The organism is Ancylobacter sp. WKF20 (genome assembly GCF_029760895.1).
GTDB lineage: Bacteria > Pseudomonadota > Alphaproteobacteria > Rhizobiales > Xanthobacteraceae > Ancylobacter.
This window is the reverse complement of record NZ_CP121679.1, coordinates 4,434,774-4,459,288: the sequence shown is the minus strand read 5'-3', so window position 1 is coordinate 4,459,288 and position 24,515 is coordinate 4,434,774. Positions and strand designations below refer to the sequence as shown.

21 protein-coding genes are annotated in these 24,515 nt (G+C 67.7%); 10 read left to right on the top strand and 11 right to left on the bottom strand.

What is annotated here, in order from left to right:
• Positions 1–122: 122 nt before the first annotated feature.
• Entirely contained in the window at positions 123–1,109 is a 987-nt protein-coding gene (locus AncyloWKF20_RS20540) for a LacI family DNA-binding transcriptional regulator (protein WP_279315793.1), read from the top strand.
• 21 nt (positions 1,110–1,130) lie between these two features.
• Here AncyloWKF20_RS20540 and AncyloWKF20_RS20535 read toward each other — a convergent pair whose 3' ends face one another.
• From AncyloWKF20_RS20535 to AncyloWKF20_RS20525, 3 genes are read right to left on the bottom strand one after another with little or no spacing between them, the layout of a single operon-like run.
• Positions 1,131–2,192, bottom strand: a complete 1,062-nt coding sequence (locus AncyloWKF20_RS20535; RefSeq protein WP_279315792.1) for an aldo/keto reductase — start codon at positions 2,190–2,192, stop codon at positions 1,131–1,133.
• A gap of 35 nt (positions 2,193–2,227) precedes the next feature.
• Entirely contained in the window at positions 2,228–2,887 is a 660-nt protein-coding gene (locus AncyloWKF20_RS20530) for an aspartate/glutamate racemase family protein (RefSeq protein ID WP_279315791.1), read from the bottom strand.
• On the bottom strand, positions 2,884–3,996 hold the full coding sequence (locus tag AncyloWKF20_RS20525) for a LacI family DNA-binding transcriptional regulator (RefSeq protein ID WP_279315790.1): 1,113 nt from the start codon (positions 3,994–3,996) through the stop codon (positions 2,884–2,886). Before AncyloWKF20_RS20525 ends, AncyloWKF20_RS20530 begins: the two co-directional genes overlap by 4 nt.
• 493 nt (positions 3,997–4,489) lie before the next feature.
• Here AncyloWKF20_RS20525 and AncyloWKF20_RS20520 point away from each other — a divergent pair, with 493 nt between their 5' ends.
• The 6 genes from AncyloWKF20_RS20520 to AncyloWKF20_RS20495 all read left to right on the top strand — a co-directional run bounded on the left by AncyloWKF20_RS20520 (position 4,490) and on the right by AncyloWKF20_RS20495 (position 10,965).
• The gene (locus AncyloWKF20_RS20520) at positions 4,490–5,485 is read left to right on the top strand and encodes an ABC transporter permease (RefSeq protein WP_279315789.1); all 996 of its coding nucleotides are present in this window, start codon (positions 4,490–4,492) and stop codon (positions 5,483–5,485) included.
• Between the two features lie 59 nt (positions 5,486–5,544).
• Positions 5,545–6,558: a substrate-binding domain-containing protein gene (locus tag AncyloWKF20_RS20515; RefSeq protein WP_267583727.1), complete on the top strand. Its 1,014-nt coding sequence runs from the start codon at positions 5,545–5,547 to the stop codon at positions 6,556–6,558.
• Positions 6,559–6,668: 110 nt separating this feature from the next.
• A complete protein-coding gene (locus AncyloWKF20_RS20510) occupies positions 6,669–8,249 on the top strand; it encodes a sugar ABC transporter ATP-binding protein (RefSeq protein ID WP_279315788.1) in 1,581 nt (526 codons plus the stop codon).
• Positions 8,246–9,274: an ABC transporter permease gene (locus AncyloWKF20_RS20505; protein ID WP_279315787.1), complete on the top strand. Its 1,029-nt coding sequence runs from the start codon at positions 8,246–8,248 to the stop codon at positions 9,272–9,274. The genes AncyloWKF20_RS20510 and AncyloWKF20_RS20505 overlap by 4 nt, the downstream gene beginning before the upstream one ends.
• A 40-nt stretch (positions 9,275–9,314) precedes the next feature.
• A complete protein-coding gene (locus tag AncyloWKF20_RS20500) occupies positions 9,315–10,316 on the top strand; it encodes a dihydroxyacetone kinase subunit DhaK (RefSeq protein WP_279315786.1) in 1,002 nt (333 codons plus the stop codon).
• A gap of 4 nt (positions 10,317–10,320) precedes the next feature.
• Entirely contained in the window at positions 10,321–10,965 is a 645-nt protein-coding gene (locus AncyloWKF20_RS20495; RefSeq protein ID WP_279315785.1) for a dihydroxyacetone kinase subunit L, read from the top strand.
• A gap of 82 nt (positions 10,966–11,047) precedes the next feature.
• Here AncyloWKF20_RS20495 and AncyloWKF20_RS20490 read toward each other — a convergent pair whose 3' ends face one another.
• The 7 genes from AncyloWKF20_RS20490 to AncyloWKF20_RS20460 form a co-directional block, all read right to left on the bottom strand.
• On the bottom strand, positions 11,048–12,820 hold the full coding sequence (locus AncyloWKF20_RS20490) for an ABC transporter substrate-binding protein (protein WP_279315784.1): 1,773 nt from the start codon (positions 12,818–12,820) through the stop codon (positions 11,048–11,050).
• A 100-nt stretch (positions 12,821–12,920) separates the two neighbouring features.
• Positions 12,921–13,226: a DUF2160 domain-containing protein gene (locus tag AncyloWKF20_RS20485; RefSeq protein WP_279315783.1), complete on the bottom strand. Its 306-nt coding sequence runs from the start codon at positions 13,224–13,226 to the stop codon at positions 12,921–12,923.
• Between the two features lie 11 nt (positions 13,227–13,237).
• The gene (locus AncyloWKF20_RS20480) at positions 13,238–14,026 is read right to left on the bottom strand and encodes a carbohydrate ABC transporter permease (RefSeq protein WP_279315782.1); all 789 of its coding nucleotides are present in this window, start codon (positions 14,024–14,026) and stop codon (positions 13,238–13,240) included.
• Positions 14,023–14,928 carry a sugar ABC transporter permease gene (locus AncyloWKF20_RS20475; RefSeq protein ID WP_279315781.1) on the bottom strand — a complete coding sequence of 302 codons (906 nt, stop codon included), beginning with the start codon at positions 14,926–14,928 and terminating at the stop codon, positions 14,023–14,025. The genes AncyloWKF20_RS20480 and AncyloWKF20_RS20475 overlap by 4 nt, the downstream gene beginning before the upstream one ends.
• On the bottom strand, positions 14,925–16,001 hold the full coding sequence (locus AncyloWKF20_RS20470; protein WP_279315780.1) for an ABC transporter ATP-binding protein: 1,077 nt from the start codon (positions 15,999–16,001) through the stop codon (positions 14,925–14,927). The genes AncyloWKF20_RS20475 and AncyloWKF20_RS20470 overlap by 4 nt, the downstream gene beginning before the upstream one ends.
• A gap of 1 nt (position 16,002) precedes the next feature.
• On the bottom strand, positions 16,003–17,109 hold the full coding sequence (locus AncyloWKF20_RS20465; protein WP_279315779.1) for an ABC transporter ATP-binding protein: 1,107 nt from the start codon (positions 17,107–17,109) through the stop codon (positions 16,003–16,005).
• 120 nt (positions 17,110–17,229) lie between these two features.
• Positions 17,230–18,750, bottom strand: coding sequence for a carbohydrate kinase (locus tag AncyloWKF20_RS20460; protein WP_279315778.1), 1,521 nt, complete (start codon positions 18,748–18,750; stop codon positions 17,230–17,232).
• 290 nt (positions 18,751–19,040) lie between these two features.
• Between AncyloWKF20_RS20460 and AncyloWKF20_RS20455 the strand changes: the two genes are divergently transcribed.
• Both AncyloWKF20_RS20455 and AncyloWKF20_RS20450 read left to right on the top strand, forming a co-directional pair.
• Positions 19,041–20,735 carry a glycerol-3-phosphate dehydrogenase/oxidase gene (locus AncyloWKF20_RS20455; protein ID WP_279315777.1) on the top strand — a complete coding sequence of 565 codons (1,695 nt, stop codon included), beginning with the start codon at positions 19,041–19,043 and terminating at the stop codon, positions 20,733–20,735.
• On the top strand, positions 20,732–21,541 hold the full coding sequence (locus tag AncyloWKF20_RS20450) for a GntR family transcriptional regulator (protein WP_279315776.1): 810 nt from the start codon (positions 20,732–20,734) through the stop codon (positions 21,539–21,541). Before AncyloWKF20_RS20455 ends, AncyloWKF20_RS20450 begins: the two co-directional genes overlap by 4 nt.
• A 10-nt stretch (positions 21,542–21,551) precedes the next feature.
• Here AncyloWKF20_RS20450 and AncyloWKF20_RS20445 read toward each other — a convergent pair whose 3' ends face one another.
• Positions 21,552–22,535, bottom strand: a complete 984-nt coding sequence (locus AncyloWKF20_RS20445; RefSeq protein ID WP_279315775.1) for a sugar-binding transcriptional regulator — start codon at positions 22,533–22,535, stop codon at positions 21,552–21,554.
• A gap of 197 nt (positions 22,536–22,732) precedes the next feature.
• Between AncyloWKF20_RS20445 and AncyloWKF20_RS20440 the strand changes: the two genes are divergently transcribed.
• Positions 22,733–24,505, top strand: coding sequence for a thiamine pyrophosphate-binding protein (locus AncyloWKF20_RS20440; protein WP_279315774.1), 1,773 nt, complete (start codon positions 22,733–22,735; stop codon positions 24,503–24,505).
• The last annotated feature ends 10 nt before the right edge of the window (positions 24,506–24,515 follow it).

The window sequence follows — 24,515 nt, the reverse complement described above, 5'->3', positions numbered from 1 at the left end:
CTTGTCAAAAGGATTCTGGGCAATTTTCGCTGTCATAAGTCGGATTCACAGGAGTCTGATCGCTTGATCGCCGGCCCAATCGGCCTAGGATAATGGGCCTTCAGTGAAATCGTTCTCAAGTGATGACCGCCAATATCAAGGACGTAGCCCGGCTGGCGGGCGTCTCGGTGTCCACCGTCTCGCGCGCTCTGGGCAAGGGGCCGGTGAGCGCGGAAGTGCGCCGGCAGGTCGAGGCGGCGGTGAAGGCCACCGGCTATCGCCCCAACCTTTCCGCCCGACGCCTGCGTTCGCAGCGCAGCCAGACCATCGGCCTGATCGTCGCCGACATCCGCAACCCGTTCTTCACGGCGGTCAGCCGCGCGGTGGAGGACGCCGCCTATGGCGCGGGGATGCGGGTCATCCTGTGCAATACCGGCGAGGATCCCGAGCGCGAGGCGCTTTATCTGCGGCTGATGCAGGAAGAGCGGGTGACCGGGCTGATCTTCGCCCCCACCCGCGCGACCATTGGCGGGCTGCGGGCGCAGAATTTCGACTATCCGGTGGTGCTGATCGACCGCGCCGCCGCCTCCGGCGAGTTCGACACGGTGGTGCTGGACAATCGCGGCGCCAGCGCCCGGCTGGTGGATCACCTCGCCGAGCGCGGCTACCGGCGCATTGGCGGGCTGTTCGGCTCGACCAGCACGACGGGCCTTGAGCGCGAGGCGGGCTATGTCGCGGCGATGAGCGCGCGCGGGCTTGCCCCACAGGCGCGGATGATCACACCGCTGGCGCAGTCGGCCGAGGACGCCGCCGTCGCGTGGCTCGGCGAGGCCGAGCGGCCGGACGCCATCATCGTCAGCAACGGGCTGTTCCTGCTCGGCCTGTGCCGCGCCGCACGCCGGCTCGGCCTCTCCATCCCGCGCGACCTCGCCATTGCCGGCTTCGACAATGAGGCGTGGACCGAGCTCGTCGAGCCCGGCCTCACCGTGATCGAGCAGCCGGTCGAGACCTTCGGGCGCGAGGCGATGGCGCTGCTGTTCCAACGCCTGAAGGCGCCCACCGCGCCGACGCGCACCATCCTGCTCGCCGGCACGCTGATCGAGCGTGGCTCGACCCACGCCCTCCCCTGAGCGGAGCCTCGCGCGTTTCGGTCAGACCTGACCGAGATCCTCATAGCTGGCGTGCAGCGCCCAGTCGGCCGGGCTGAAGCGGTCGCGGGCGAAATTGTGCTGGTGCCAATAGGGGTAGAGATAGGGCGGCCGGCTGACCTGGTTCAGCCGCTCCAGCTCGTCGCCCGTCAGTTCCAGATCGACGGCGGCGATGTTGTCGCGGAAATGGCTCTCCTGCGTCCCGCCGACCACCAGCGAGGCGATGCCGGGCCGCGACAGCGTCCAGGCGATGGAGACCTGCGCCGCGGTGACGCCGCGCGCCGCCGCGATCTCGTTCAGCACGTCGACGATGGACCACAACCGCTCGGCATCGCGGATCGGCGGCTCGGTCCAGCCGGCGGCCTGACGGGAATCGGCGGGGAACTTGTCGCGGGCGAAGGCGCCGGAGAGCAGGCCGGCCGCCAGCGGGCTCCACACCATCACGCCGACGCCCTGATCGACGGCGATCGGCAGCAGCTCATACTCCGCCTCGCGGGCTTCCAGCGTGTAGTGGATCTGCTGGGTGACGAAGCGCGGCAGGTTTTTCGCCTCGGCAATGCCGAGCGCCTTCATCACATGCCAGCCGGAATAGTTGGAGCAGCCGATATAGCGGATCTTGCCGGCGCGCATCAGCGCGTCGAGCGCCGAGAGCATCTCCTCCAGCGGAGTGATGCCGTCCCATTCGTGCAGGAAATAGATGTCGATATGGTCGGTGCGCAGGCGCTTGAGACTGCGCTCGCATTCGCGGATCAGGTGATAGCGCGAGACGCCCTCGTCATTCGGCCCGTCGCCGATGCGCATCCGCGCCTTGGACGAAATCAGCACCCGGTCGCGCCGCCCTTCCAGCACCTCGCCGACGATCTCCTCCGAGCGGCCGAGCGAGTACATGTTGGCGGTGTCGATGACGTTGATGCCGCCATCAATACAGGTATCGACCAGCCGGCGCGCTTCCGGCACGCCGTGATTGGCCACCTTGGCGAAGGCGCCGACCCCGCCGAAGGAGAAGGTGCCCATGGAGAGCGCGGAAACCTTGAGGCCGGAGCGGCCGAGCGTGCGGTACTTCATCTGGCGTCTCCCGGTGTTTTTGTCGGTGCGGCCGTTCAGGCCGAAAGCGAGGTCAGCGCGGCGGCGACGGCGGCGATGCCGGGCGCCGGGCTGGTGAGCACGGGGACATCACCCTCGTGCCCCGCCAGCGCGTTGGCCATCGAGGCCTGCGCCAGCACGACGAGATCGACCTGCGGGGCGAGCGCGGCGAAACCGGCCTGCACCATCGCGTCATGGCCGGCGCGGTCACCGGCGGCGAGGCGCGCAAAGGCGCCTTCGCACAGATGCTCGGTCACCTCGACGGAGCGGCCGGCGTCACGGATGAGCCGGCCGGTCGGGCCGAGCGTCGTCGGCAGCGTGGCGAGCACGCCGATGCGCCGCGCGCGCTGCACGGCAGCCTCGGCCATTCCGCGGTCGATGCGGAACACCGGCACGCTGATGCGCGGCGCCAGCGCGTCCACCGCCTCGCCTAGCGTCGAGCAGGTGACGAGGATGGCGTCGGCCTGCCCGCTCGCGGCGGACAGATGCTGCCCCAGCCGCGCCCTCGTCGCCTCGGTCAGGCGCCCCTCGCGAATGGTTTCGGCCAGCAGGCTTTCATCGACGATGTCGGTGAAGCTCCAGCCCGGCAGCGCCGCCTCGAGGCGGGGGCGCAGCGCCGGCGCCAGCGCCGGGACAGTGTGGAGAAGGGCAAGACGGTGGGTGGTGGGGCTGCTCATCGGGAACCTGATGCCGTTTCGGTGATGCCGCGCCGGCGCACGGCGGTCGGCACCGGGCGCGGATCGGCGGGGCCACGGTCGCTCAGCCGCGCCACCAGGCGGGCACCGACCATGATCTTCACCGGCGGGGGCGGCTCGGCGGCGTGGATGAGATCGTCCAGCACGGTGACGGCGAGATTGCCGATCTTGCGCTTCGACACGTCGATGGTGGTGAGCGCCGGGTCCATGGTCGCGCCGACCGGCAGATTGTCGAAGCCGACCACGCCGACATCCTCGGGGATACGGACGCCGAACTCGCGCAGCGCCTTGATGAAGCCATAGGCGATCACGTCATTCGTGCAGAAATAGGCGTCCGCCAGCGCGATGCCCCGCGTCAGCGCCGCCACCGCATCGGCGTAGGCGCCGTCGAGCGTGGATTCGACGGCGAGGATATGGGCGGGGTCCACGGGCACGCCGAGGCGCGCCATGTTGCGGTGGAACGCCTCCTGCCGCAGCCGGAAATTCGTCGTGTCGACCGGGCTGGCGACGAAGCCGAGGCGCCGGAAGCCCTGCTGGCGCAGCCGCGCCAGCACCTGATGGACGGCATCCTCATTGTTCATGTTGACGAAATTGGCCTCGATCACGTCGAAGAACGTGTCGATGAACACGATGGGCCGGCCCACGCCCTGCAGCACGCGAATATCGGTCTCCGACATTTCGGTGCCGAGCGCGATCACCCCGCTGGCCGGGGCGGAGGCGAGGCTTTCGGCGATGGCGCTGGCGCTCTGGCCCTCATGAGTGACGACTTCCAGCGTGTAGCCCCGCCGCGTCGCCTCGGCCGACATGCCGTCGATATAGTCGGAGATGAAGACGTTGTGGTCGCGGTTCACCGTGTGGCCGTGGCGGGCGATCTTGAGGAAGCGGATCGTCCCGGCGCCGTCCGTGCGTGGCTTGGCCGGACCGGACCGCACGAGGCGCGGCACATAGTTCAGCCGCGCGGCGGCCTCCAGCACGCGGGTGCGCGTATCCGCCGAGATCTCGCCCTTGCCGTTGAGCACGAGCGACACCGTGGCCGGCGAAACCCCCGCGGCCGTGGCGATGTCCCGGATGGTGAAGGACTTGCGGGTCATGGTCGGGCGTCTGTCCTCTGGGCCCTACGCGACGGAACGCGCATTTTGTTTAGTAAACATTGAAGCCCTTTTACGAGGGGTAAGCCAAAAAATCCGGTGGCGCAACAGCCTTCCACGCCCGAGGCGAGGCGCCGCCGGCGACACTGCCCTCTGATACCCCCGAGGACGAGGCGCCCGCCGGGCGACCACAACCCACTTTGACACCCTGCAACCGCCGCGCCAGCCAGAATCGGTGAGAAAGGCTGACCTATCAAGCGTTTTTAGCCATGAAAGGACGCTCGAAGGATGGGCACGCCTCTCAATCGGGCAACAGGCAGGCCTCAGACATCCGGACCGGCGGAGCCCTGACACGCTCGCCGCGAACGTGAACGACCGCCCCCAGAAGGCGGCTTGCGCGGCTCGAAAGCCTTTGCTACGGATTTAGTGAAGCGGGACATATTTTACTAAATCGATCCCGCACCGAACCAGTGAGACAACTCCCCGGGAGGAGGCCATGAGGACAACCAGCGGCCAGTTGGTCATGCTCGTCGTCATCAATGCGGCGCTGCTTGCCCTCGGCGCGGCCATTTCCGGCGGCACCTTCCTCTCCCCGTTCAATCTGCAGTCCATGGCCGGGCAATTGCCGGAGATTGGCCTGCTCGCCATCGGCGTGATGCTGGCCATGTGCGCGGGCAATGGCGGCATCGACCTCTCCGGCATCGCGCTCGCCAATCTCTCCGGCGTCGCCTCCGCCGTGCTGGTTGGCTCGGTCCTGTCGAGCACCGACAGCGAGACCGCCTTCTCGCTCGCCTTCATCGCCGGGGCGCTGGCGATCGGCCTCATCGGCGGGACGATCAACGGCCTGCTGATCAGCCGGATGAACATCACGCCGATCCTCTGCACGCTCGGCACGCAGATGCTGTTCACCGGCATCGCCGTGGTGGTGTCGGATGGCCGGGCGGTGGCGGTCGGCAGCCCGGAGCTGCTGTCCGAGATCGGCAACGGCCTCGTCTTCGGCGTGCCCTACAGCTTCCTGATCTTCGTCGGCGTCGCCGGGCTGATCGCCGCCGCGCTCAAATTCACGCCGTTCGGCCTGTGGCTGATGCTGATGGGCACCAACCCGAAGGCGGCGGCCTATGCCGGCTTTCCCAAGACCGGCGTGCTGATCGCGACCTATGCCACCAGCGGCCTGCTCTCGGGCCTCGCCGGCATCATGATCGCGGCCCGCAACGTCAATGTGAAGTGGGACTACGGCACGTCCTATCTGCTGATCGCCATCCTCATCGCGGTCATGGCCGGCGTGCGCCCCGAGGGCGGCTATGGCCGGGTGATCTGCGTGGTCATGGCGACCATCGCGCTCCAGCTCATGTCGAGCATGCTGAATTTCGGCGGTCTGTCGAACTTCGTCCGCGACTTCGCCTGGGGCGCGCTGCTTCTGACCTTCCTGGCGGTCGGCCGCTACAACGTGGTCGGCCTGCTGACCCCCAACAAGAGCAAGAAGCTCGTGTGATGCGAACCCCTCACGCATCGAAACGGATCATGAGGGTGACAACAATAATGGAGGAATCTATGGGAGCTCTCTCGAAGAAGGTGCTGCTCGGCTCCGCCGTGGCGCTCGCCCTCGTCGCCGGCTCGGCCGGCGCGCTGATGGCGCAGAACAAGCCGGTCATTGCCACCGTGGTGAAGATCAGCGGCATTCCGTGGTTTGACCGCATGGAAACCGGCGTCAAGCAGTTCCAGAAGGACAACCCGGACGTCGTCGCCACCCAGTATGGCCCGGCCACCGCCGACGCGGCCCAGCAGCTCCAGATCGTCAACGATCTCGTCGCCAAGGGCGTGAACGGTCTCGCCGTGGTGCCGATGGACCCGTCCGTGCTGGAAGGCACGCTGAAGCGCGCCATGGACCGCGGGATCATCGTCGTGACCCATGAGGCCGACAACCAGAAGAACACCCACGCCGATGTCGAGGCCTTCGACAATGCCGATTACGGCCGCGCGCTGAACGAGCGCCTCGCCACCTGCATGGGCGGCAAGGGCAAGTGGACCACCTTCGTCGGCTCGGTCGGCAGCCGCACCCACATGCAGTGGGTCGGCGCGGGCGAGGCCAATGCCAAGTCCAAGCACCCGGACATGGTTCTGGTGGACGCCAATAACGAGTCCTTCGACGACGCCAACGCCACCTATGAGAAGGCCAAGGAAATCCTGCGCAAGCATCCGGACATCAAGGGCTTCCAGACCTCGGCCGGCAATGACGTGCTCGGCGTCGGCCGTGCCATCGACGAGGCCGGCCTCTCCGGCAAGGTGTGCCTGGTCGGCACCGGCCTGCCCAACCCCTCGGCGGACCTGCTGGAGTCCGGGGCCATCACCGCCATCGGCTTCTGGGATCCGCAGAAGGCCGGCATGGCGATGAACTCGGTCGCCAAGAGCCTGATCGCCGGCAAGAAGATCGAGGACGGCGCCAATCTCGGCGTGCCCGGCTATGAGAAGGTGAAGGTCACCAAGGGTCCGGGCGTCGGCGTGCTGATCATCGGCAACGGCATGGTCCTGGCCGACAAGGCGAACTACAAGGAATACCTCTTCTGATCGCCGAGACCGACCGGCCGGGGAGCGTGATCGCGCGCTCCCCGCGCCATCTCCCGTGCTCTCCGCCCGCGCCCATGGCGCGCGCCGCACCCGGTGTCAGGGAAAGCCCCGTGTCCCACGCTTCCACCGCCCCCGTCCGGTCTGCCGATCCCGCGCGCCCCTTTCTGGAGCTGCGTGGCATCCACAAGCGTTTCGGCGGCGTCCACGCGCTGCGCGGCGTCGGCTTCACCATCCGGCCCGGCGAGGCCTATCACCTGCTCGGCGAGAATGGCTGCGGCAAGAGCACCGTCATCAAGATCATGTCCGGGGCGCATGCCCCCGATGAGGGCGAGATCATCCTCGACGGGCGCAGCTACCGCGCGCTGAATCCGATCCAGTCGCTCGCCGCCGGCATCGAGACCGTCTATCAGGACCTGTCGCTGCTGCCCAACCTCACCGTCGCCGAGAATGTCGCGCTGAACGAGCAGCTCGTCGCCAGCGGCGGGCGCCTCGCGCGGCTTTTCGACCGCACGCGCCTGCGCCAGACCGCCGAGGCGGCGCTGGCCCGCGTCGGCCTGCCGACCGCGCGGACCTATCTCTCCACCATCGTCTCCGACCTGCCGCTCGCCCAGCGCCAGCTCGTCGCCATCGCCCGCGCCATCGCCACGAAGGCGAAGATGGTCATCATGGACGAGCCGACGACCTCGCTGACACGCCGCGAGGTGGACAATCTCATCCTCGTGGTCGAGCGCCTGCGCGCGGAGGGCGTGGCGGTGCTGTTCGTCACCCACAAGCTCGAGGAGTGCTACCGCATCGGCGGCCATGCCATCGTGTTCCGCGACGGGCAATGCGTCGCGCAGGGCCCGCTCGCCGATTACAGCAAGCACGACCTCGCCGAGCTGATGACCGGTCGGCAGATCGACGCCGCGCGCTACCGCACCGGAGCGCCGGGCAGCGAGGAACTCTTCGCCGCCGAAGGACTGGCGCAGCCGCCCAATCTCGGCCGGGTGAGCTTCACCGTCCGCAAGGGCGAGATCCTCGGCATCACCGGCCTCGCCGATTCCGGCCGCAACGAGCTCGCCACCGCCATGGCCGGCGTCACCCCCGCGAGCGAGGGGCGCATCCGCATCGACGGCAGGGCCGAGACCATCGGCCACCCCGCCCACGCCATCCGGCTCGGCATCGGCTATGTGCCGGAGGACCGCCTCGCGGAAGGGCTGTTCCTCGACAAGTCGATCTTCGAGAACGAGATCGCCCTCGTGGTGCGGGACCTCGCCAACGGGCTTGGCATCGTCGATAAGGCCAAGGGCCGGGCGCTGGCCGACCAGATCGCGCAGGACATGCGCCTCAACACCCGCAATATCGACCTGCCGGTCAGCTCCCTCTCGGGCGGCAACCAGCAGCGCGTACTCATCGGCCGCTGGCTGTCGATCAAACCGAAGCTGCTCGTGCTGCACGGGCCCACGGTGGGCGTCGATGTCGGCTCGAAGGACACGATCTACCGCGTAATCCAGCAGCTCGCGGAGGCCGGCATGGGCCTCGTCATCATCAGCGACGACCTGCCCGAGCTGCTGCAGAACTGCGACCGCATCCTCGTCATGAATGCCGGCAGCATCGTCGCCGATTTCGATGCGACCGCGACCGACGAGGACCAGATTTACCAGGCCATGCTGGCGTCGAAGCCCGGCCTTGCGACAGAGGCCGCCCGATGAGCGCGATCGACCTTCAGGAGGGCGGCGCCACCGCCCCGCGCATCAACCCGCTGATCGAGCTGGTGCGCCGCCGGCCGGAGATCATCACCTTCATCCTTCTGGTGGCGATCTGCGTCACTGTCTCCCTGCTCAATCCCGCCTTCCTCCAGCCCTCCTCGCTGGTGGATATCGGCCGCGCCAGCGTGGTGATGGGGCTGTTCGCGCTCGGCGTGTTCATCATCCTGGCGGCCGGCGGCATCGACGTGTCCTTCACCGCCATCGCCGCCTTCACCATGTATTCGATGACGCTCCTGGTGAAGAACCACCTGCCGGACCTGCCGATCGCGGTCATCCTGCCGCTCTCGGTGCTCGGCGGGGCGCTGCTCGGCGTGGTGAACGGGCTGCTGGTGCATCACCTCAAAGTGCCCTCGCTGATCGTCACCATCGGCACGCAATATCTGTTTCGCGGCATCCTGCTCGCCTTCATCGGTACGGTCTGGATCATGTCGCTGCCGCCGCAGATGGGCGCCTTCGGCCGCATGCCGCTGTTCCAGTTCGAATCCGGCGATGGGCGCACCATCACCATGCCGTTCTACTTCCTCGTCCTGCCGGCGGCGGCGCTGCTGACCTGGTGGATGCTGAACCGCACGCTGATGGGCCGCGCCATCTTCGCGCTAGGCGGCAATGCGAGCGTGGCCGAGCGGCTCGGCTACAGCCTGAAGACCATCCATATCTTCCTGTTCGCCTATGCGGGCGGCCTCGCGGGGCTCGCCGGCATCATCCACACCTGCGCCAACCGGCAGTCCAACCCGTTCGATCTCGTCGGCAGCGAGATCAACGTCATCGCCGCCGTGGTGCTGGGCGGCGCGCGCATCACCGGTGGCACCGGCTCGGTGATCGGCACGCTGCTGGGCGTGCTGCTGGTGGTCGTCGTCAACAGCGTGCTGGTGATGGTGGGCATTCCCTCCACCTGGCAGCGCGTGGTGGTCGGCGCCTTCATCCTGCTCGCCGCCGCTTTCTTCATGTTCTGCCAGAAGAAGTCCTGACCCGTCCCCGCGCCCCCATTCGAGCTCTGAAGAGGATCCCATGAAGAAGTTTCTCAACGATCCGGCGCACTTCGTCGACGAGATGCTCGACGGCATCTACCGGGCTCACCCGCAAGTCACCTATGTGAATGACGACCGGCGTTGCCTTGTTGTCGCCAAGCCCAAGGCCGGCAAGGTCGGCATCGCCACCGGCGGCGGCTCGGGCCATCTGCCGCTGTTCCTCGGCTATGTCGGCGAGAACATGCTGGATGGCTGTGCCGTCGGCGGCGTGTTCCAGTCGCCCAGCGCCGACCAGATGCACGAGGTGACCAAGTACATCGACCAGGGCGCCGGCGTTCTCTACATCTATGGCAACTACACCGGCGACATCATCAATTTCGACATGGCCGCCGAACTGGCGGATCTCGACGGCATCCGCGTGATGCAGGTCGTCGGCAATGACGACATCGCCTCCTCGGTGGTGGGCGAGGAGCACAAGCGGCGCGGCGTCGCCGGCATCTTCTTCGTCTACAAGGCGGCGGGCGCGGCGGCGGCCAATGGCCTGTCGCTCGACGAGGTTCACCGCATCGCCGACAAGGCCCGCGCCAATGTGCGCACCATCGGCGTCGCGCTGTCGAGCTGCGTCGTGCCGGAAGTCGGCCACGCCACCTTCTCCGTCGGCGAGGACGAGATGGAGATCGGCATGGGCATCCATGGCGAGCCCGGCATCAGCCGCTCCAAACTGGCGCCCGCCGACGAAGTGGTGGACCAGATGATGGCCCGCGTCTTCGCGGAAGTGGAAGCGGGCGCCGGCGACGAGTTCGCCGTGCTGGTCAACGGCCTCGGCGGCACGCCGAAGGAAGAACTCTACATTCTGTTCCGCCGCGTCTCGCAGCTGTTTGAGGCGAAGGGCTCCAAGGTGAAATATGTCTGGATCGGCGAGTTCGCCACGGCCATGGAAATGGCCGGCGCCTCGATCTCCGTGCTCAAGCTCGACGCCGAGCTCGACCCGCTGATCGCCGCCCCGGTGAACACCCCGTTCTTCGCGCATTACAAGGGCTGAGACGATGGCTCACGAGACCCTGCGCGCCGAGGAGCTGATCGGCCTGTTTCAGAGCTGGCGCGACCTGTTCGCGGCCGAGCGCGACTTCCTCATCGCGCTCGACGGCAAGGTGGGCGACAGCGATCTCGGCATCACCATGTCCAAGTCCTTCGCCGCCGCCGCCGAGACGGTGAGCGTGGAAGGCGCCGGCGCCGGCCTCTCCAAGCTGCTGCGCTCGGCCGGGGCGATCATGGCGAAGACCGCGCCCTCCACCATGGGCACGCTCACCGCCACCGGCTTCCTGCGCGGCTCCAAGGTGCTGGAAGGCAAGGACGCTATCGGCACCGCCGAGGCCGCCGCCTTCTGGCGCGCCTATGCCACCGGCATCGCCGAGCGCGGCAAGGCCAAGCTCGGCGACAAGACCATTCTCGACGTGCTCGATCCCGTCGCCGGGGTGCTGGAAGCGCAGGCCGCAAGCGGCGCCGCGCTCGGCCCGGCGCTGAAGGCGGCGGCGGACGAGGCGGCGGCGGCGCTGGAGCGCACCAAGGCCATGGTCGCCCAGCACGGCAAGGCCGCCGCCTTCCAGCAGAAGACGGTCGGCCTGCAGGATGCCGGCGCGACCGTCGGCATGATGCTGGTGCGGCAGATGAGCGTCTTCGTCGGCACCTGAACGGCGCTCACCGGGGAAGCCTGCCCCAGAAGGCAGCGCCCTCCCCCCATGCGGGGAGAGGGCGTGCGTCACGTCAGGAAGCTCAGTTCTTGGTCGGGGGTGTTGCGGGCCAGGACTTGATGAGGGCGTCGTAGTCGATGGTCTCGCCCTTGGGCTTTTCGTTGGCGAGCTTGGGCTGCGGGGCGAGGTTGCCTTCCTTCTTGGCGAGCTCGACCCAGTACTCCATCGGCTTCTTGGCGTTCAGCTTCGGGCCGCACTCGCCCTGCACGCCGGAACGCTCCAGGCGCTCCATCACCGAGTCCTGCGCCGCCGCCAGCGCGTCCATCGCCGCCTGCGGGGTCTTGGCGCCCGAGGACGCGTCACCGATGTTCTGCCACCACAGCTGCGCGAGCTTGGGGTAGTCCGGCACGTTCGAGCCGGTCGGCGACCACTGCACGCGGGCCGGCGAGCGGTAGAACTCGACGAGGCCGCCGAGCTTGGGCGCCCGCTCGGTCATCGCCGGCGACCAGATATCGCTCTCGCGGATGAAGGTCAGGCCCACCATGCTCTTCTTCAGCGACACGGTCTTCGACGTCACGAACTGCGCATAGAGCCAGGCCGCCTTGCGCCGGTCCACCGGGGTGGACTTCAAGAGCGTCCAGGAACCCACATCCTGGTAGCCGAGCTTCATGCCGTCCTTCCAGTAGGCGCCCTTCGGCGAGGGGGCCATGCGCCACTTCGGCGTGCCGTCGGCGTTCATCACCGGCAGGCCGGGCTTCACCATGTCGGCGGTGAAGGCGGTGTACCAGAACATCTGCTGGGCGATGGTGCCCTGCGCCGGCACCGGGCCAGCCTCGGAGAAGGTCATGCCGAGCGCCTGCGGCGGCGTGTACTTCTTCAGCCACTCGATATACTTGACGATCGAATAGACCGCCGCCGGGCCGTTGGTGTCGCCACCGCGCTCCACCGAGGAGCCGGTCGGGCGGCAGCCTTCCATGCGGATGCCCCATTCATCGACTGGCTTGCCGTTCGGCAGGCCGCGATCGCCATTGCCGGCCATGGACAGCCACGCATCGGTGAAGCGCCAGCCGAGCGAGGGGTCCTTCTTGCCGTAGTCCATGTTGCCATAGACCTTGACGCCGTCGATCTCCTTCACATCATTGGTGAAGAAGTCGGCGATGTCCTCATAGGCCGACCAGTTCACCGGCACGCCGAGCTCATAGCCGTACTTGGCCTTGAAGCGGGCCTTGTAGTCCGGGTTGGTGAACCAGTCGTAGCGGAACCAGTAAAGGTTGGCGAACTGCTGGTCGGGCAGCTGGTAGAGCTTGCCGTCCGGCGCCGTGGTGAAGCTGAGGCCGATGAAGTCCTTGAGGTCGAGCGTCGGGGAGGTGACGTCCTTGCCCTCGCCGGCCATCCAGTCGGTCAGCGGCACCGCCTGCTTGTAGCGGAAATGCGTGCCGATGAGGTCGGAATCGTTCACCCACGCATCGTAGATGTTCTTGCCCGACTGCATCTGCGTCTGGATCTTCTCGACGACGTCACCTTCCTGGATGAGGTCGTGGGTGAGCTTGATCCCGGTGATCTCGGAGAACGCCTTGGCGAGGACCTTGGCCTCGTATTCATGCGTCGTGATGGTCTCGGAGACGACGTTGATCTCCATGCCCTTGAAGGGCTCGGCGGCCTTGATGAACCACTGGAGTTCCTTCAGCTGCTCGTCCTTGGACAGCGTCGAGGGCTGGAACTCCGCGTCGATCCACTTCTTCGCCGCCGCCTCATCCGCGCGCGCGGATGACACAAGCACCGGCGCGGCAAAGGCCAGCAGCGCCAGCGCGCTGGCCGCCACCATCAGTCTCGTTCGGCGTGACATGGTCTTCATTGGCCGTTTCCTTGGGTTCCGGGGGGGGGGGCGCCGCTCTTGTATCGGGCTGGCGGTCAGCGCATCCGCCAGTCCTTGGAAGGCTCGGGCCGTCGGGGTGTCAGACCCAGCGGAAGACGGCCAGCGCCCAGAGAAACGACAGGCCGGTGGCCCAGCCGAGATCGGGCCCGACAAGCGCGATCCAGCCGAGATGGATGAAGGCCGCGCCCAGCAGCGCGACGAACAGGCGATCACCGCGCGTGGTGGCAAAGCGTAGCACGCCGACGCGGCCGACTTCCGGCCGGGCGGCCGCCAGCCAGGTCATCCCGGCGAGCGTCATGGCAAGGGCGATGAAGAACAGGCCGGTGGGCCAGGTCCACGCCATCCACTGCGTGTTCTCGGCGATGGAATCGAGGATTGCCTGCATGATGGCCTCCCTCACACCCGCCCGAGGGCGAAGCCCTTGGCGATGTGGTTGCGCACGAACCAGATGACCAGCGCGCCGGGGATCAGCGTCAGCACACCGGCCGCCGCCAGAAGGCCCCAGTCGATGCCGGAGGCCGACACCGAGCGCGTCATGATCGAGGAGATCGCCTTGCTGTTGGTCAGCGTGCGGGCGAGCAATAGCTCGACCCAGGAGAACATGAAGCAGAAGAAGGCCGCGACACCGATGCCGTTGGCGATGAGCGGCATGAAGATCTTCACGAAGAAGCGCGGGAAGGAATAGCCGTCGATCCGCGCGGTCTCGTCGATCTCGCGCGGCACGCCGGAGATGAAGCCTTCCAGGATCCACACCGCCAGCGGCACGTTGAAGATGCAGTGGGCGAGGGCCACGGCCCACACGCTGTCGAACAGCCCGATGGACGAGTACAGGTTGAAATAGGGCAGCGCGAACACCGCCGCCGGCGCCATGCGGTTGGTCAGCAGCCAGAAGAACAGGTGCTTGTCGCCGAGAAAGCTGTAGCGCGAGAAGGCATAGGCCGCCGGCAGCGCCACGCTGATCGAGATCACCGTGTTGAGCGCGACATAGGTCAGCGAGAAGCGGAACCCGTCGAACCATTCCGGTGAGGTGAAGATGATGGCGTAGTTGCGCAGCGTCGGCTCGCTCGGCCACAGCGTCATGGTCGTCGAGATTTCAATGTTGCCTTTGAAGGACAGGTTGATGAGCCAGTAGAGCGGCAGCATCAGGCAGACGAGATAGGCGTAGAAGATGATCCGGCGGGTCATGAGCGGGCCTCCGGGCTGTCTTGGGTCGGGCCATCGCGGGTGACGAGGACCGTGTAGAACACCCAGCACACGGTCAGCACGATGAGGGTGTAGACGATCGACATCGCCGCCGCCTTGCCGAGGTCGAACTGGCCGAGGGCGATCTTGACGAGGTCGATGGAGAGCACGGTGGTCGAATTGCCGGGGCCGCCGCCGGTCACCACGAAGGGCTCGGTGTAGATCATGAAGCTGTCCATGAAGCGCAGCAGCACGCCGATCATCAGCACCCGGCCAAGCTTTGGCAGCTCGATGTAGCGGAAGATGGCGAGGCGCGAGGCGCCGTCGATCCGCGCGGCCTGGTAGTAGGCGTCGGGGATCGACTTGAGCCCGGCGAAGCAGAGCAGCGCCACAAGGCTCGTCCAGTGCCAGACATCCATCGCAACCAGCACCAGCCACGCCTGGGCGGCGCTGCGGGTGGCGTTGAAGTCGATGCCGACCGCGTTGATGAGCCAGCCGAACAGGCCGATGTCGCTGCGCGTGTAGAGCAGCCAGATCATGCCGACGACGTTCCACGGCACCAGCAGCGGCAGCGCCATAATGACGAGGCCGATGGCGAGTTGCGTGCCCTCGCGCGGCATGCAGAGCGCGACGAGGATGCCGAGCGGCACCTCGATGGCGAGAATGCCGAGGGAAAAGGCGGCAGAGCGGCCGAGCGCGTCGAAGAAACGCCCGCCGAGCTCGCTCGAAGGGTCCAGCAACTCCTGATACCAGCCGATGCCGTTCCAGAAGAACTGATTGTTGCCGAAGGAGTCCTGGAACGAATAGTTCACCACCGTCATCAGCGGCAGGATGGCGTTGAAGGCCACCAGCGCGAACACCGGCAGCACCAGAAACCAGGCGCGGTTGTCGACGGATTTGGTCATGGCTCGCCCACCAGCAGGTTGTCGGCATAGACGTGGATGCGCGCGGGATCGAAGGCGATGCGCACCTCGGGCCCGTTCGGCGGGGGCTCGCCCTCGGGTACCAGCGCGGCGAGCCGGCGCCCCTCGAACAGAACGCGGGCGTAGCGCACGCGGCCGAGATCCTCGACGCGCTCAAGCTTGGCGGGATGGCCGCCGGCCGGGGTGAGGCTGAGATGATCGGGGCGGATGCCGATCTCCAGCTTCGTCGCCGCCCTGAGCGAGGGATAGTCGCGCGCCAGCGGAAGCGTCGCCCCGCCTACCCGCGCCCGCGCGCCCTCGACCTGCGCGGGCAGGAAATTCATGCCGGGCGAGCCGATGAAATGGCCGACAAAGGTGTGGGCGGGGCGGTCATAGAGTTCATCCGGCCGCCCCGCCTGCACGATGGCGCCGTCATGCATCACCACGACGGTATCGGCGAAGGTCAGCGCCTCCGTCTGGTCGTGCGTCACATAGATCATGGTGACGTCGAGCGCGCGATGCAGCGCCTTGAGCTTGGAGCGCAGCTCCCATTTCAGCGCGGGGTCGATGACGGTGAGCGGCTCGTCGAACAACACCGCCGCCACGTCCGGCCGCACGAGCCCGCGCCCGAGCGAGATCTTCTGCTTGGCATCGGCGCCGAGGCCGCGGGCCCGGCGGCCAAGCTCGGGCGTGAGGTCGAGCAGACCGGCGATCTCGCGCACGCGGGCGTCCACCGCCCGGTTGTCCAGCCCGCGATTGCGCAGCGGGAAGGCGAGGTTCTCGAACACGGTCATCGTGTCGTAGACGACCGGGAACTGGAACACTTGAGCGATATTACGCCGCTCGGTCGGCATGTGGGTGACGTCGACGCCGTCGAACAGCACCTTCCCATGCGAGGGCGTCACCAGCCCGGAGATGATGTTGAGCAGCGTGGTCTTGCCGCAACCCGAAGGCCCGAGCAGCGCATAGGCACCGCCCTGCCGCCAGGTGGTGGTCATCGGCTTCAGCGCGTAGTCCGAGGGTTGCGCGTGCGTCCAGTAGGCGTGGGCGAGATCGACGAGTTCGATGCGGGCCATGTCAGCCTCCCATGCGCGGGGTTGCGCCATCGGCCGCCCCGTCGGGGGTGATGACCACGCGACCGTCGGGATCGAAAACGAAGAGCCGGGCCGGATCGACATGCACGGCGATCGGCGCGCCCGGCTCGAGCTCATGAACGCCGGCCACCAGCGCCACCCAGCGCAGCGGGCCGGCATGGATGTGGATGTAGCTCTCCGAGCCGGTGATCTCGGTGACGTCGACCGTTCCCGTGACGGTGAGGTTCCCCGCCCCCGCCGCGAGCCGCAAATGATGGGCGCGCACGCCGATCCGGTAAGGGCCATCAGCCAGCGCGGCCAGCGCGCCCTCCGCCGGCAGCACCGTGCCGCCGGGCAGAAGGAGCCGACCGTCGCGCTTCTGCGCGTCGGCCACATTCATCGGCGGGTCGGAAAAGGTCTGCGCCGCGGCGAGGGTGAGCGGGCGGCGATAGACCTCAACGGCCGGGCCGAACTGCAACAGGCGCCCCTGCGACAGGCAGGCAGTGTTGCCGCCGAGCATGAGCGCTTCGGACGGCTCGGTGGTGGCGTAGACGAAGATGGCGTTGGTCTCGGCGAAGATGCGCGGCAATTCCTCGCGCAGTTCCTCGCGCAGCTTGTAGTCGAGATTGGCCAGCGGCTCGTCGAGCAGCACGAGATCGGCCTGCCGGACGACGGCGCGGGCAATGGCGCAGCGCTGCTGCTGGCCGCCGGAGAGCTGAAGCGGCGTCTTCTTCAGATGCGCCTCCAGCTTCAGCATCGCGGCGGCCTCGCGCACCCGCCGATCGATCTCGGCCTTCGGCGCGCCGCGCACGCGCAGCGGCGAGGCGATGTTCTCGTAGACGCTGAGCGCGGGGTAATTGATGAACTGCTGGTAGACCATCGCCACCGAGCGCTTCTTGACTGGCAGGCCGGTAACGTCGCGCCCATCGGCGATGAGACGACCTGACGTGGGTGGATCCAGCCCGGCCATGACGCGCATAAGCGAGGTCTTGCCCGCGCGCGTCGGGCCCAGCAGCACGTTGACCGTGCCCCGTCCCAGGGTCAGGTCGATGTCCCGCAGGTGGTCCTGCCCACCGACCGTCAATGAAATCTGCTGGAGCGACAACGACATCTGCGCCTCATTGCGGGGGACGTGTCTGACGGCTCGCCATCCCGCCGGTGTGGGGGCATGACGGTTCACACGCGCGCAACGCCTTGTCGCGCGCGGCACGGGGCCGGTGGGCCCTAAGGGCTACCGGCGCTCAGGCGGCGGCCAGTCCCGCGCCAGAGCGCGGGTCAGGCCGAGGAAACGCGCATATTTGCGGTCATGGACGTCATGCTGGGCGGGCGACGGCTCCCAGCGCTCGCGCACCCGCACCATGCGCTCGATGGCGGTCTCGAAATTCGGGTAGGCGCCGATCGCGACCGCCGAGGCGATGGCGACGCCGCGTGCGCCGAGTTCGGTGCCATCGGTCACCTCGACCGGCAAGCCGAGCACATCGGCGAAGATCTGTGCCCAGATCGCGCTGCGCGAGGCGCCGCCGGCGAGACGGATCGTCGTGGGCGTCGCCGCGTCATAGCCCGAGAGCAGGCGCTCAATATCGACGCGATGGGCATAGGCGATGCCCTCGAAGATGCCGCGCAGCACGTCGCCCAGCTTGTCGGAGCGCTTCAGGCCGAGCAGGCCCGCCGGAGCCCCGCCCGGCCCGCCGAACAGATAGGGCAGGAACAGGATGTCGTTCTCGCGGTCGAGCGCGTCACGCACATAGTCGTTGCACACGTCATAGACCGAGGCGCCGTTGGACAGCGCGCGCGCCGCCTCGGCATCGAGGATCTCGCGGCAGAACCACTCGAAATTGGAGGCGGAGGTCGCCGCCCCTTCGGTCGCCAGCACCTGCCCGCCGACCGGATAGGGCATTTGCAGGAAGGGCGGCACGGAAAGCCGGGGCTCACCATGCAAGGTCGAGTTGATGCTGAACGTGCCGGCGATCATCGACAGGCGGTCGGGCGTCACCACGCCGGAGGCCAGCGCCGCGGCGGCGACATCGACCACGCCGCGAATGACGGGCGTGCCTTCCTTGAGGCCGGTCTGGCGCGCCGCGCCCTGCGTGACACGACCGACCACCTCGGCGGAGGGGCCGATCTCCGGCATCACGTCGAGCCAGCCGGCGATGCCGAGATCACGGAACATCTCGCGGGCATATTGGCCGCGCTCCACGTCGATCGCGCCGGCGATGCCGGCATCGGTCGGGTCGGTGGAGAAATCGCCGCACAGCCGCCCGCGCAAAAAGTCCTTGCAGAACAGCACGCGCTCGGTGCGCGCCACCGTTTCCGGCTCGTGCTTGGAGAACCATGCCATCAGCGCGATGGCCTGTCCCGGCCAGACGCGCTGCTGGATGCGCCGGGCGGTCACCCCCGCCCGCCCATTGCCTTCCCACTCGGCCACTAGATCGGCGGCGCGGCTGTCGGTGGAGACGACGCCGGGCCGCACCGGGTCGCCGTTGCGGTCGGTCAGGTAGATGCCGCTGCCATAGCCCGAGCAGGACACGCCGAGCACGTCGTCGGGCGAGGTGCCGGTGGTCTCCAGCACCGAGGCGATGGATTCGCACGCCGCCTGCCACATGCGCTCGGGATCGCGCTCGGTGTGGCCGGGCCCGGGAAACAGCATCTGGTTGGGTCGGCGTTCACAGGCGAGTTCGCGGCCGTCCAGATCGAACAGGGCGGCCTTCGTCATCGTCCCGCCGGCATCAATGCCGATCAGGCGTTCCCTCATGGCGTCCTCCAGGAGCCGAACATAGCCGGCGCGGCTTCGTTTGCCGAAGCTCAACACGTAATTACATGTTTGATCATATCGACGGCGCTTCGGCCGTCAACTGCTTTCACCGCACTCTAAAAATGATGCAATGCAGCGTATTTATCCGATGAAACGCGCGGATTGACAGGACAGCGCCGTTATGGTCGTTCTCACTTGTCATTATGAGTTGGCGCAATGACAGCCACCCTGCCGGCAGGGCGGCGGCCGGAACCGCCACTCCCGCCGGCCGAGCCCAACAGGAGCGCCCCATGCAGTCCCGTGACGCCATTCTCGCCGCTCTGCGCTCCGGCCAGATCGCGCCCGAGGTGCTGATCATCGGGGCCGGCATCAATGGCGTCGGGGTGTTCCGCGATCTGGCGCTGCAGGGCGTGCCGTCGCTTCTCGTCGACATGGGCGACATCTGCTCCGCCACCAGCGCCGCCTCGTCCCGGCTGATCCATGGCGGGCTGCGCTATCTCGAAATCGGCGAGTTCTCGCTGGTCCGCGAGTCGGTGGAGGAGCGCAACCGCCTGCTGCTCGACGCGCCGCATCTCGTCCGGCCGATCCGCGTGCGCGTGCCCATCGCCGACCAGTTCAGCGGTGCGCTGGCCTCGATCGGGCGTTTCTTCGGCTGGATCCAGACACCGGGCCCGAAGGGTGCGCTCGTGGTGGCGCTCGGCCTCAGGCTCTACGACCTGTTCAACCGGCGCGACCAGACCATGCCCAATCACCGCATGGTGCCGCGCCGCGAGTTCCGTGCTGAGATGCCGGCGCTGGCGCCCGCCACGCGCTATGTCGCCGAATATTACGACGCCCGCCTCACCGCCCCCGAGCGCCTCGGCATTGAACTCGTCGCACAGGCCGAGGCCGCCTGCCCCGGCGCCGCCGCTGCCACCTATCTGCGCGTCGCCGGGCGCGAGGGCGGGCAGGTCGAGCTGGAAGACGTGCTGAGCGGGGAGCGCTTCAGCGTCACTCCCCGGCTGGTGGTCAATTGCGCCGGCGCCCGCGTCGATGAGGTGGACGGGCGCTTCGGCATTGGCGAGCGGCTGATCGGCGGCACCAAGGGCTCGCATCTCGTGCTGCGCAACCGCGCCCTGGTCGAGAGCCTCGCCGGCTGCATGATCTATTTCGAGACCCCGGACCACCGCATCTGCCTCGCCTATCCGCTCGACGACAACCACGCGCTGGTCGGCACCACGGATCTGCGGACCGACGATCCCGGCGACACCGTCTGCTCGGACGCAGAGATCGACTATCTGTTCGAGGTGATGGCGCTGGTCATGCCGTCCATGCGGCTTGCGCGTGAGGAAATCGTCCACACCTATGCCGGCATCCGCCCGCTGCCCGCCAGCGAGGGCGTTGCCGGGGCGATCAGCCGGGATCATTCGATCCGCGTCTTCCCGCCGGAGGCCGGGCGCCCCTTCCCCGTGCTATCGCTGGTCGGCGGCAAATGGACGACGTTCCGCGCCTGCGCCGAGCAGATCGCCGATCAGGTGCTGGAGCATCTGGGTCGCCCCCGGCAGCGCGGCACGGCCGGACTCGCCATTGGCGGCGGCGCCGACTGGCCGCGCGATGTGGAGCGCCACATCGCCGGCCTCGCCAACCGCTTCGGCATCACGCCCGCCCGCGCGCAGGTGCTGTTCGAGCGCTACGGCACCGCCGCTGCCGCGCGCCTTGAGGGCATCGTGCCGGCGGTCGAGATTCCGTTGACGACGCTTCCCGACTATTCGTATCAGGAGATCACCGCCATCGCCCGCGAGGAGCGCGTGGTGCGGCTCGAGGACATCGTGCTTCGCCGCACGCAGATCGCGCTGCTGGGCCAGGCGAGCCACGCCGCCATCGCCGAACTCGGCGCGGTGGCCGGTGCGGCTCTGGGCTGGTCGCAGGCGCGCATCGCCGAGGAGGTGGTCGCCACCGACGCGCTGATCGCCACGCGGCATTCTCTGCCGGAAAGGACCTTATGAACCAGCCGCGTCGCCGTTCCGCCAGCCCCGAGACCGATCTTCTGCCGACGCTGCGGAGTCTGGCGGAGCGGGACAACGGCCTGCGCGGCAATGGCTCCGGCCTGCCGCTCTGGTCGCAGGTCAAGGCGGCGCTGCTGAACCTGATCGTCACCGAGAAGCTGCCGGACAATGCCCGTCTGCCCTCCGAATCCGAGCTATGCGAGAGCTTGGGCGTCTCCCGCACCGTGGTGCGCGAGGCGCTGAACCAGCTCGTCTCCGAGCGGGTGATCTACAAGCTCCAGGGCAAGGGCGCCTTTGTCGCCGCCAAGCGCGACGATCACGGCTTCCTCGGCTCGAATATCGGCTTCTCCGGCGAGCTGCATCACACCAACCACTCGGTCAGCCGCACGATTCTCCGGCAGGAGCTGGTGAGCCCGACCGACCATGTGCGCCAGATGCTGCGTCTCGGGCCGGAGGAGCCGGTGGTGGCGCTCGACCGCGTGCTGAGCGTCGACGGCATGCCGCGCATTCTCGTGCACACCTTCATCACCCAGCGCCTGACGCCGGGCTTCGAGCAGGTGCCGATGCACAACCGCTCTCTCTATGACACGCTGGCCCGGCGCTACGGCATCACCATGAAGCGCGCCGAGCGCTGGCTGGAAGCGGCGACCGCGACGCCGGAACAGGCGGAGCTGCTGGAAATCCCCGCCGGCTCCCCGGTGATCGCCATCGAATCCGTCACCTATATGCAGACCGACGAGCCGGTGGAGTATTACACGGCGGTCTACCGCACCGATCAGGCGCGGCTGCATTTCATTGTGAAATGACCGCCCCGGCTCAGGCCGCCAGCACGGCGCGGGCGGTGGTCTCGTCGGTCACCAGCACATTGGCATATCCGCCCCGCAGCATGGCGGCGATCGCCTCGACCTTGGACGGACCGCCGCCGACGCAGATGCGCGTGGGCACGGCGAGGAAATCCTCGCGCGGCATGGAGAGGTGCCGGTCGTCGAGGCCGGTGAGCACCGGACGGCCAGCCTGATCGAAGAAGTAGCCCGAGACGAACCCGACGGCGCCATGGGCGCGGTAATCGGCCAGCGTCGGCTCGGTCATGAAGCCGCTATGCATCAGCGAGGTGCCCTCGCCGAGATCGGTCACCCCGAACAGCGTGATGTCGCAGGCGCGCAGCAGCGCGAAATGCTGGGCGACGATGGGCTCCACCATCAGGCGCTGCTTCATCTCGGCGCTGGAGACGATGCCCGGCGCCAGCATGTTCACGCAGCGCCCGCCCACCTTCAGCGCGATGTTGGAGGTGCAGAGCTCCGGCGAGAAATCATAGGTGCCGATGGCGCTGCCGGTGATCTGCGCGATGGTGGTGCTCGGCAGGTTGAGAGAGGCCAATGCCTGCGAGAGCGCCATGACCGTGCGCCCCCAGGCGACGCCGAGCACGCTGTCGGCGGTGATCCGCCGCTCCAGCAGCCGCGCGCCGAGCCCGGCGATGCGCTCGGCCACCGGCCGGTCATTGCCCTCGGCGGGAACGATGTAGCACTCCGCGAGACCCGTCGCCTCGCTCAACGTGCGGGCAAGACGCAGCGCCCGGATGCGGTCGATGTCGAGCGAGACGCTGACCACGCCCTCGTCGCGCGCCTTCTGCAGCAGGTTGAACACGCTCGCCCGCGAGATGCCGAAGCGGCTGGCGATCTCATCCTGCTTCAGCCCTTCCTCATAATAGAGCCAGGCCGCCGTCAGCACCGGATCGAGCGCGAATTGCGTGTCCTCGGGCGCGCGTTCCGCCGCGCCGCCACGCTCTATCCGCTTCGCCATGCCGCCCCTCCCCTGCCCATCGGCTCACCTCTCGGCTCATGCCTCATGGCGTATGCCAATGTCCACTGAAACTCGCCATTGACAAAATTCAATCGTAACTGAATTATGCCAAACAGAGAGCAAGGCGACACTTGCCCGCGCGCACTGATCCGCCCCGACGCGGACCGCGCGCTTTTCGTGATCCCAAGGAGAGTTCCATGGCCCATATGGGTGATCTGGTGGCCGAGATGCTCGCGCGTTACGGCGTCGAGCTGGTGTTCGGCATGCCGGGCGGGCAGACCACGGCGCTGCATGACGGCATTTCCCGCCGCACCGACCGCATTCGTCATGTGCTGATGCGCGACGAGCGCAACGCGGCCTATGCCGCCGACGCCTATGCGCGCCTGACCGGCAAGCCCGGCGTGTGCGATGTCACCGTCGGGCCCGGCGCCAATCTCCTGCCGGCCGGCTTCATCGAGGCGCTGAACGCCTCGGTGCCGATGATCGGCATTGTCGGCGAGCTGCCGCTCGACTGGCTCTCGCTGAAGGACAAGGGCATCGCTTCTCAGGGCTTCGACCAGCTCTCCTTCTTCAAGACTATCACCAAGGACAGCTGGCTGGTGCCCTCCAAGGCGGCGCTGCCCGAGCTCATCCGCACCGCCTTCCGCGTCGCCACCTCGCCGCGCCCCGGCCCGGTGGCGCTGATCATCCCGCACGACATCTTCGACGCGGAGTGGAACGAGGAAGAGATCCGCATCGGCATTGATGAGCGCGCCATACAGGCCCCGTTCCTGCGCTCGGCACCGGTGTCCTCCTCCGTGGCCGAGGCGGTGGCGCTGATCGAACGGGCGAAGCGCCCGGCGGTGGTGTTCGGCGGCGGCGTGCACGGGGCGCTCGCCTGCACGCAAGCCTCCGACTTCGCCGAAAGGCTCGGCGGCCTCGCCGTGACCAGCCTCACCGGGCGCGGCGCGGTGGCGGAGACGGCGAGCTATGCGGGCGGCACGCTCAACCCACTCGGTTCCTGGGCGGCGATCGAGCTGATCAAGGAAGCCGATCTCGTCATCTGGTGCGGCTCCAAGGCGAGCCAGAACACCGCGATGAACTGGACCCTGCCGCTGCCCGAGCAGGCGACCATCACCATCGACTGCGACCCCAACGAGCATGGCCGCACCTTCCTGCCGACCGTCGCCCTGCTGGGCGATGTGCGCGAGGCGCTGACCCTCCTCAACGCCGCCCTCCCCGCGCAGACACATCCCGACTGGGCGGCGCGCATCGCCGAGCTGAAGGCCGAAGGCGAGCGACAGAAGCGCACGGAGATCGAAAGCGAGCAGCTTCTGCTCCATCCCGCCCGCGTCATGGACGAGGTGGCGGCGCGGCTGGAGCTGGACGATATCGTCGTCTCCGACGCCAGCTTCTCCGCCGGCTGGATCGCCAACTACATCCCGGCGCGCCGGCCCGGCCGCTCCTTCCTTTATGCGCGCGGCCAGGGCGGGCTCGGCTATGCCATTCCCGCCGCCATCGGCGCGGCCGAGACCCGGCCGGGTACTCGCATCGTCACCGTGGCCGGCGACGGCGCCTTCTCCTACACGATCGGCGAACTGGCGACGCAGGCGCAGCGCAACCAGAAGGTCGTCAATGTCGTGCTGAACAATGGCCGGCTTGGCTGGATCCAGCTCTGGCAGGACATCTTCTTCAAGAACGTGCAGTCGGCGCTGCTGGAGAGCCAGAGCTGCCACCCCAATTTCGCGGCGGCGGCGAGCGGGCTCGGGTTGAAGGGGTTCTATGTCGAGAAGCCCGACGAACTCGGCCCGGCGCTCGATGCCGCCTTCGCCTATGACGGACCGTCCGTGGTGGAAGTGCGGGTCGACGACCTCGCCACGCCCATTCACAGCTTCAAGCGGCGCCTGCGCGAAGGCGGCGACACGCCGCGCCCGCGCCCCGGCACGGTCTACAAGCTGCGCGACTGGAAGATCAGCCCCGACCTTCCGTAAGCGGTAGCCA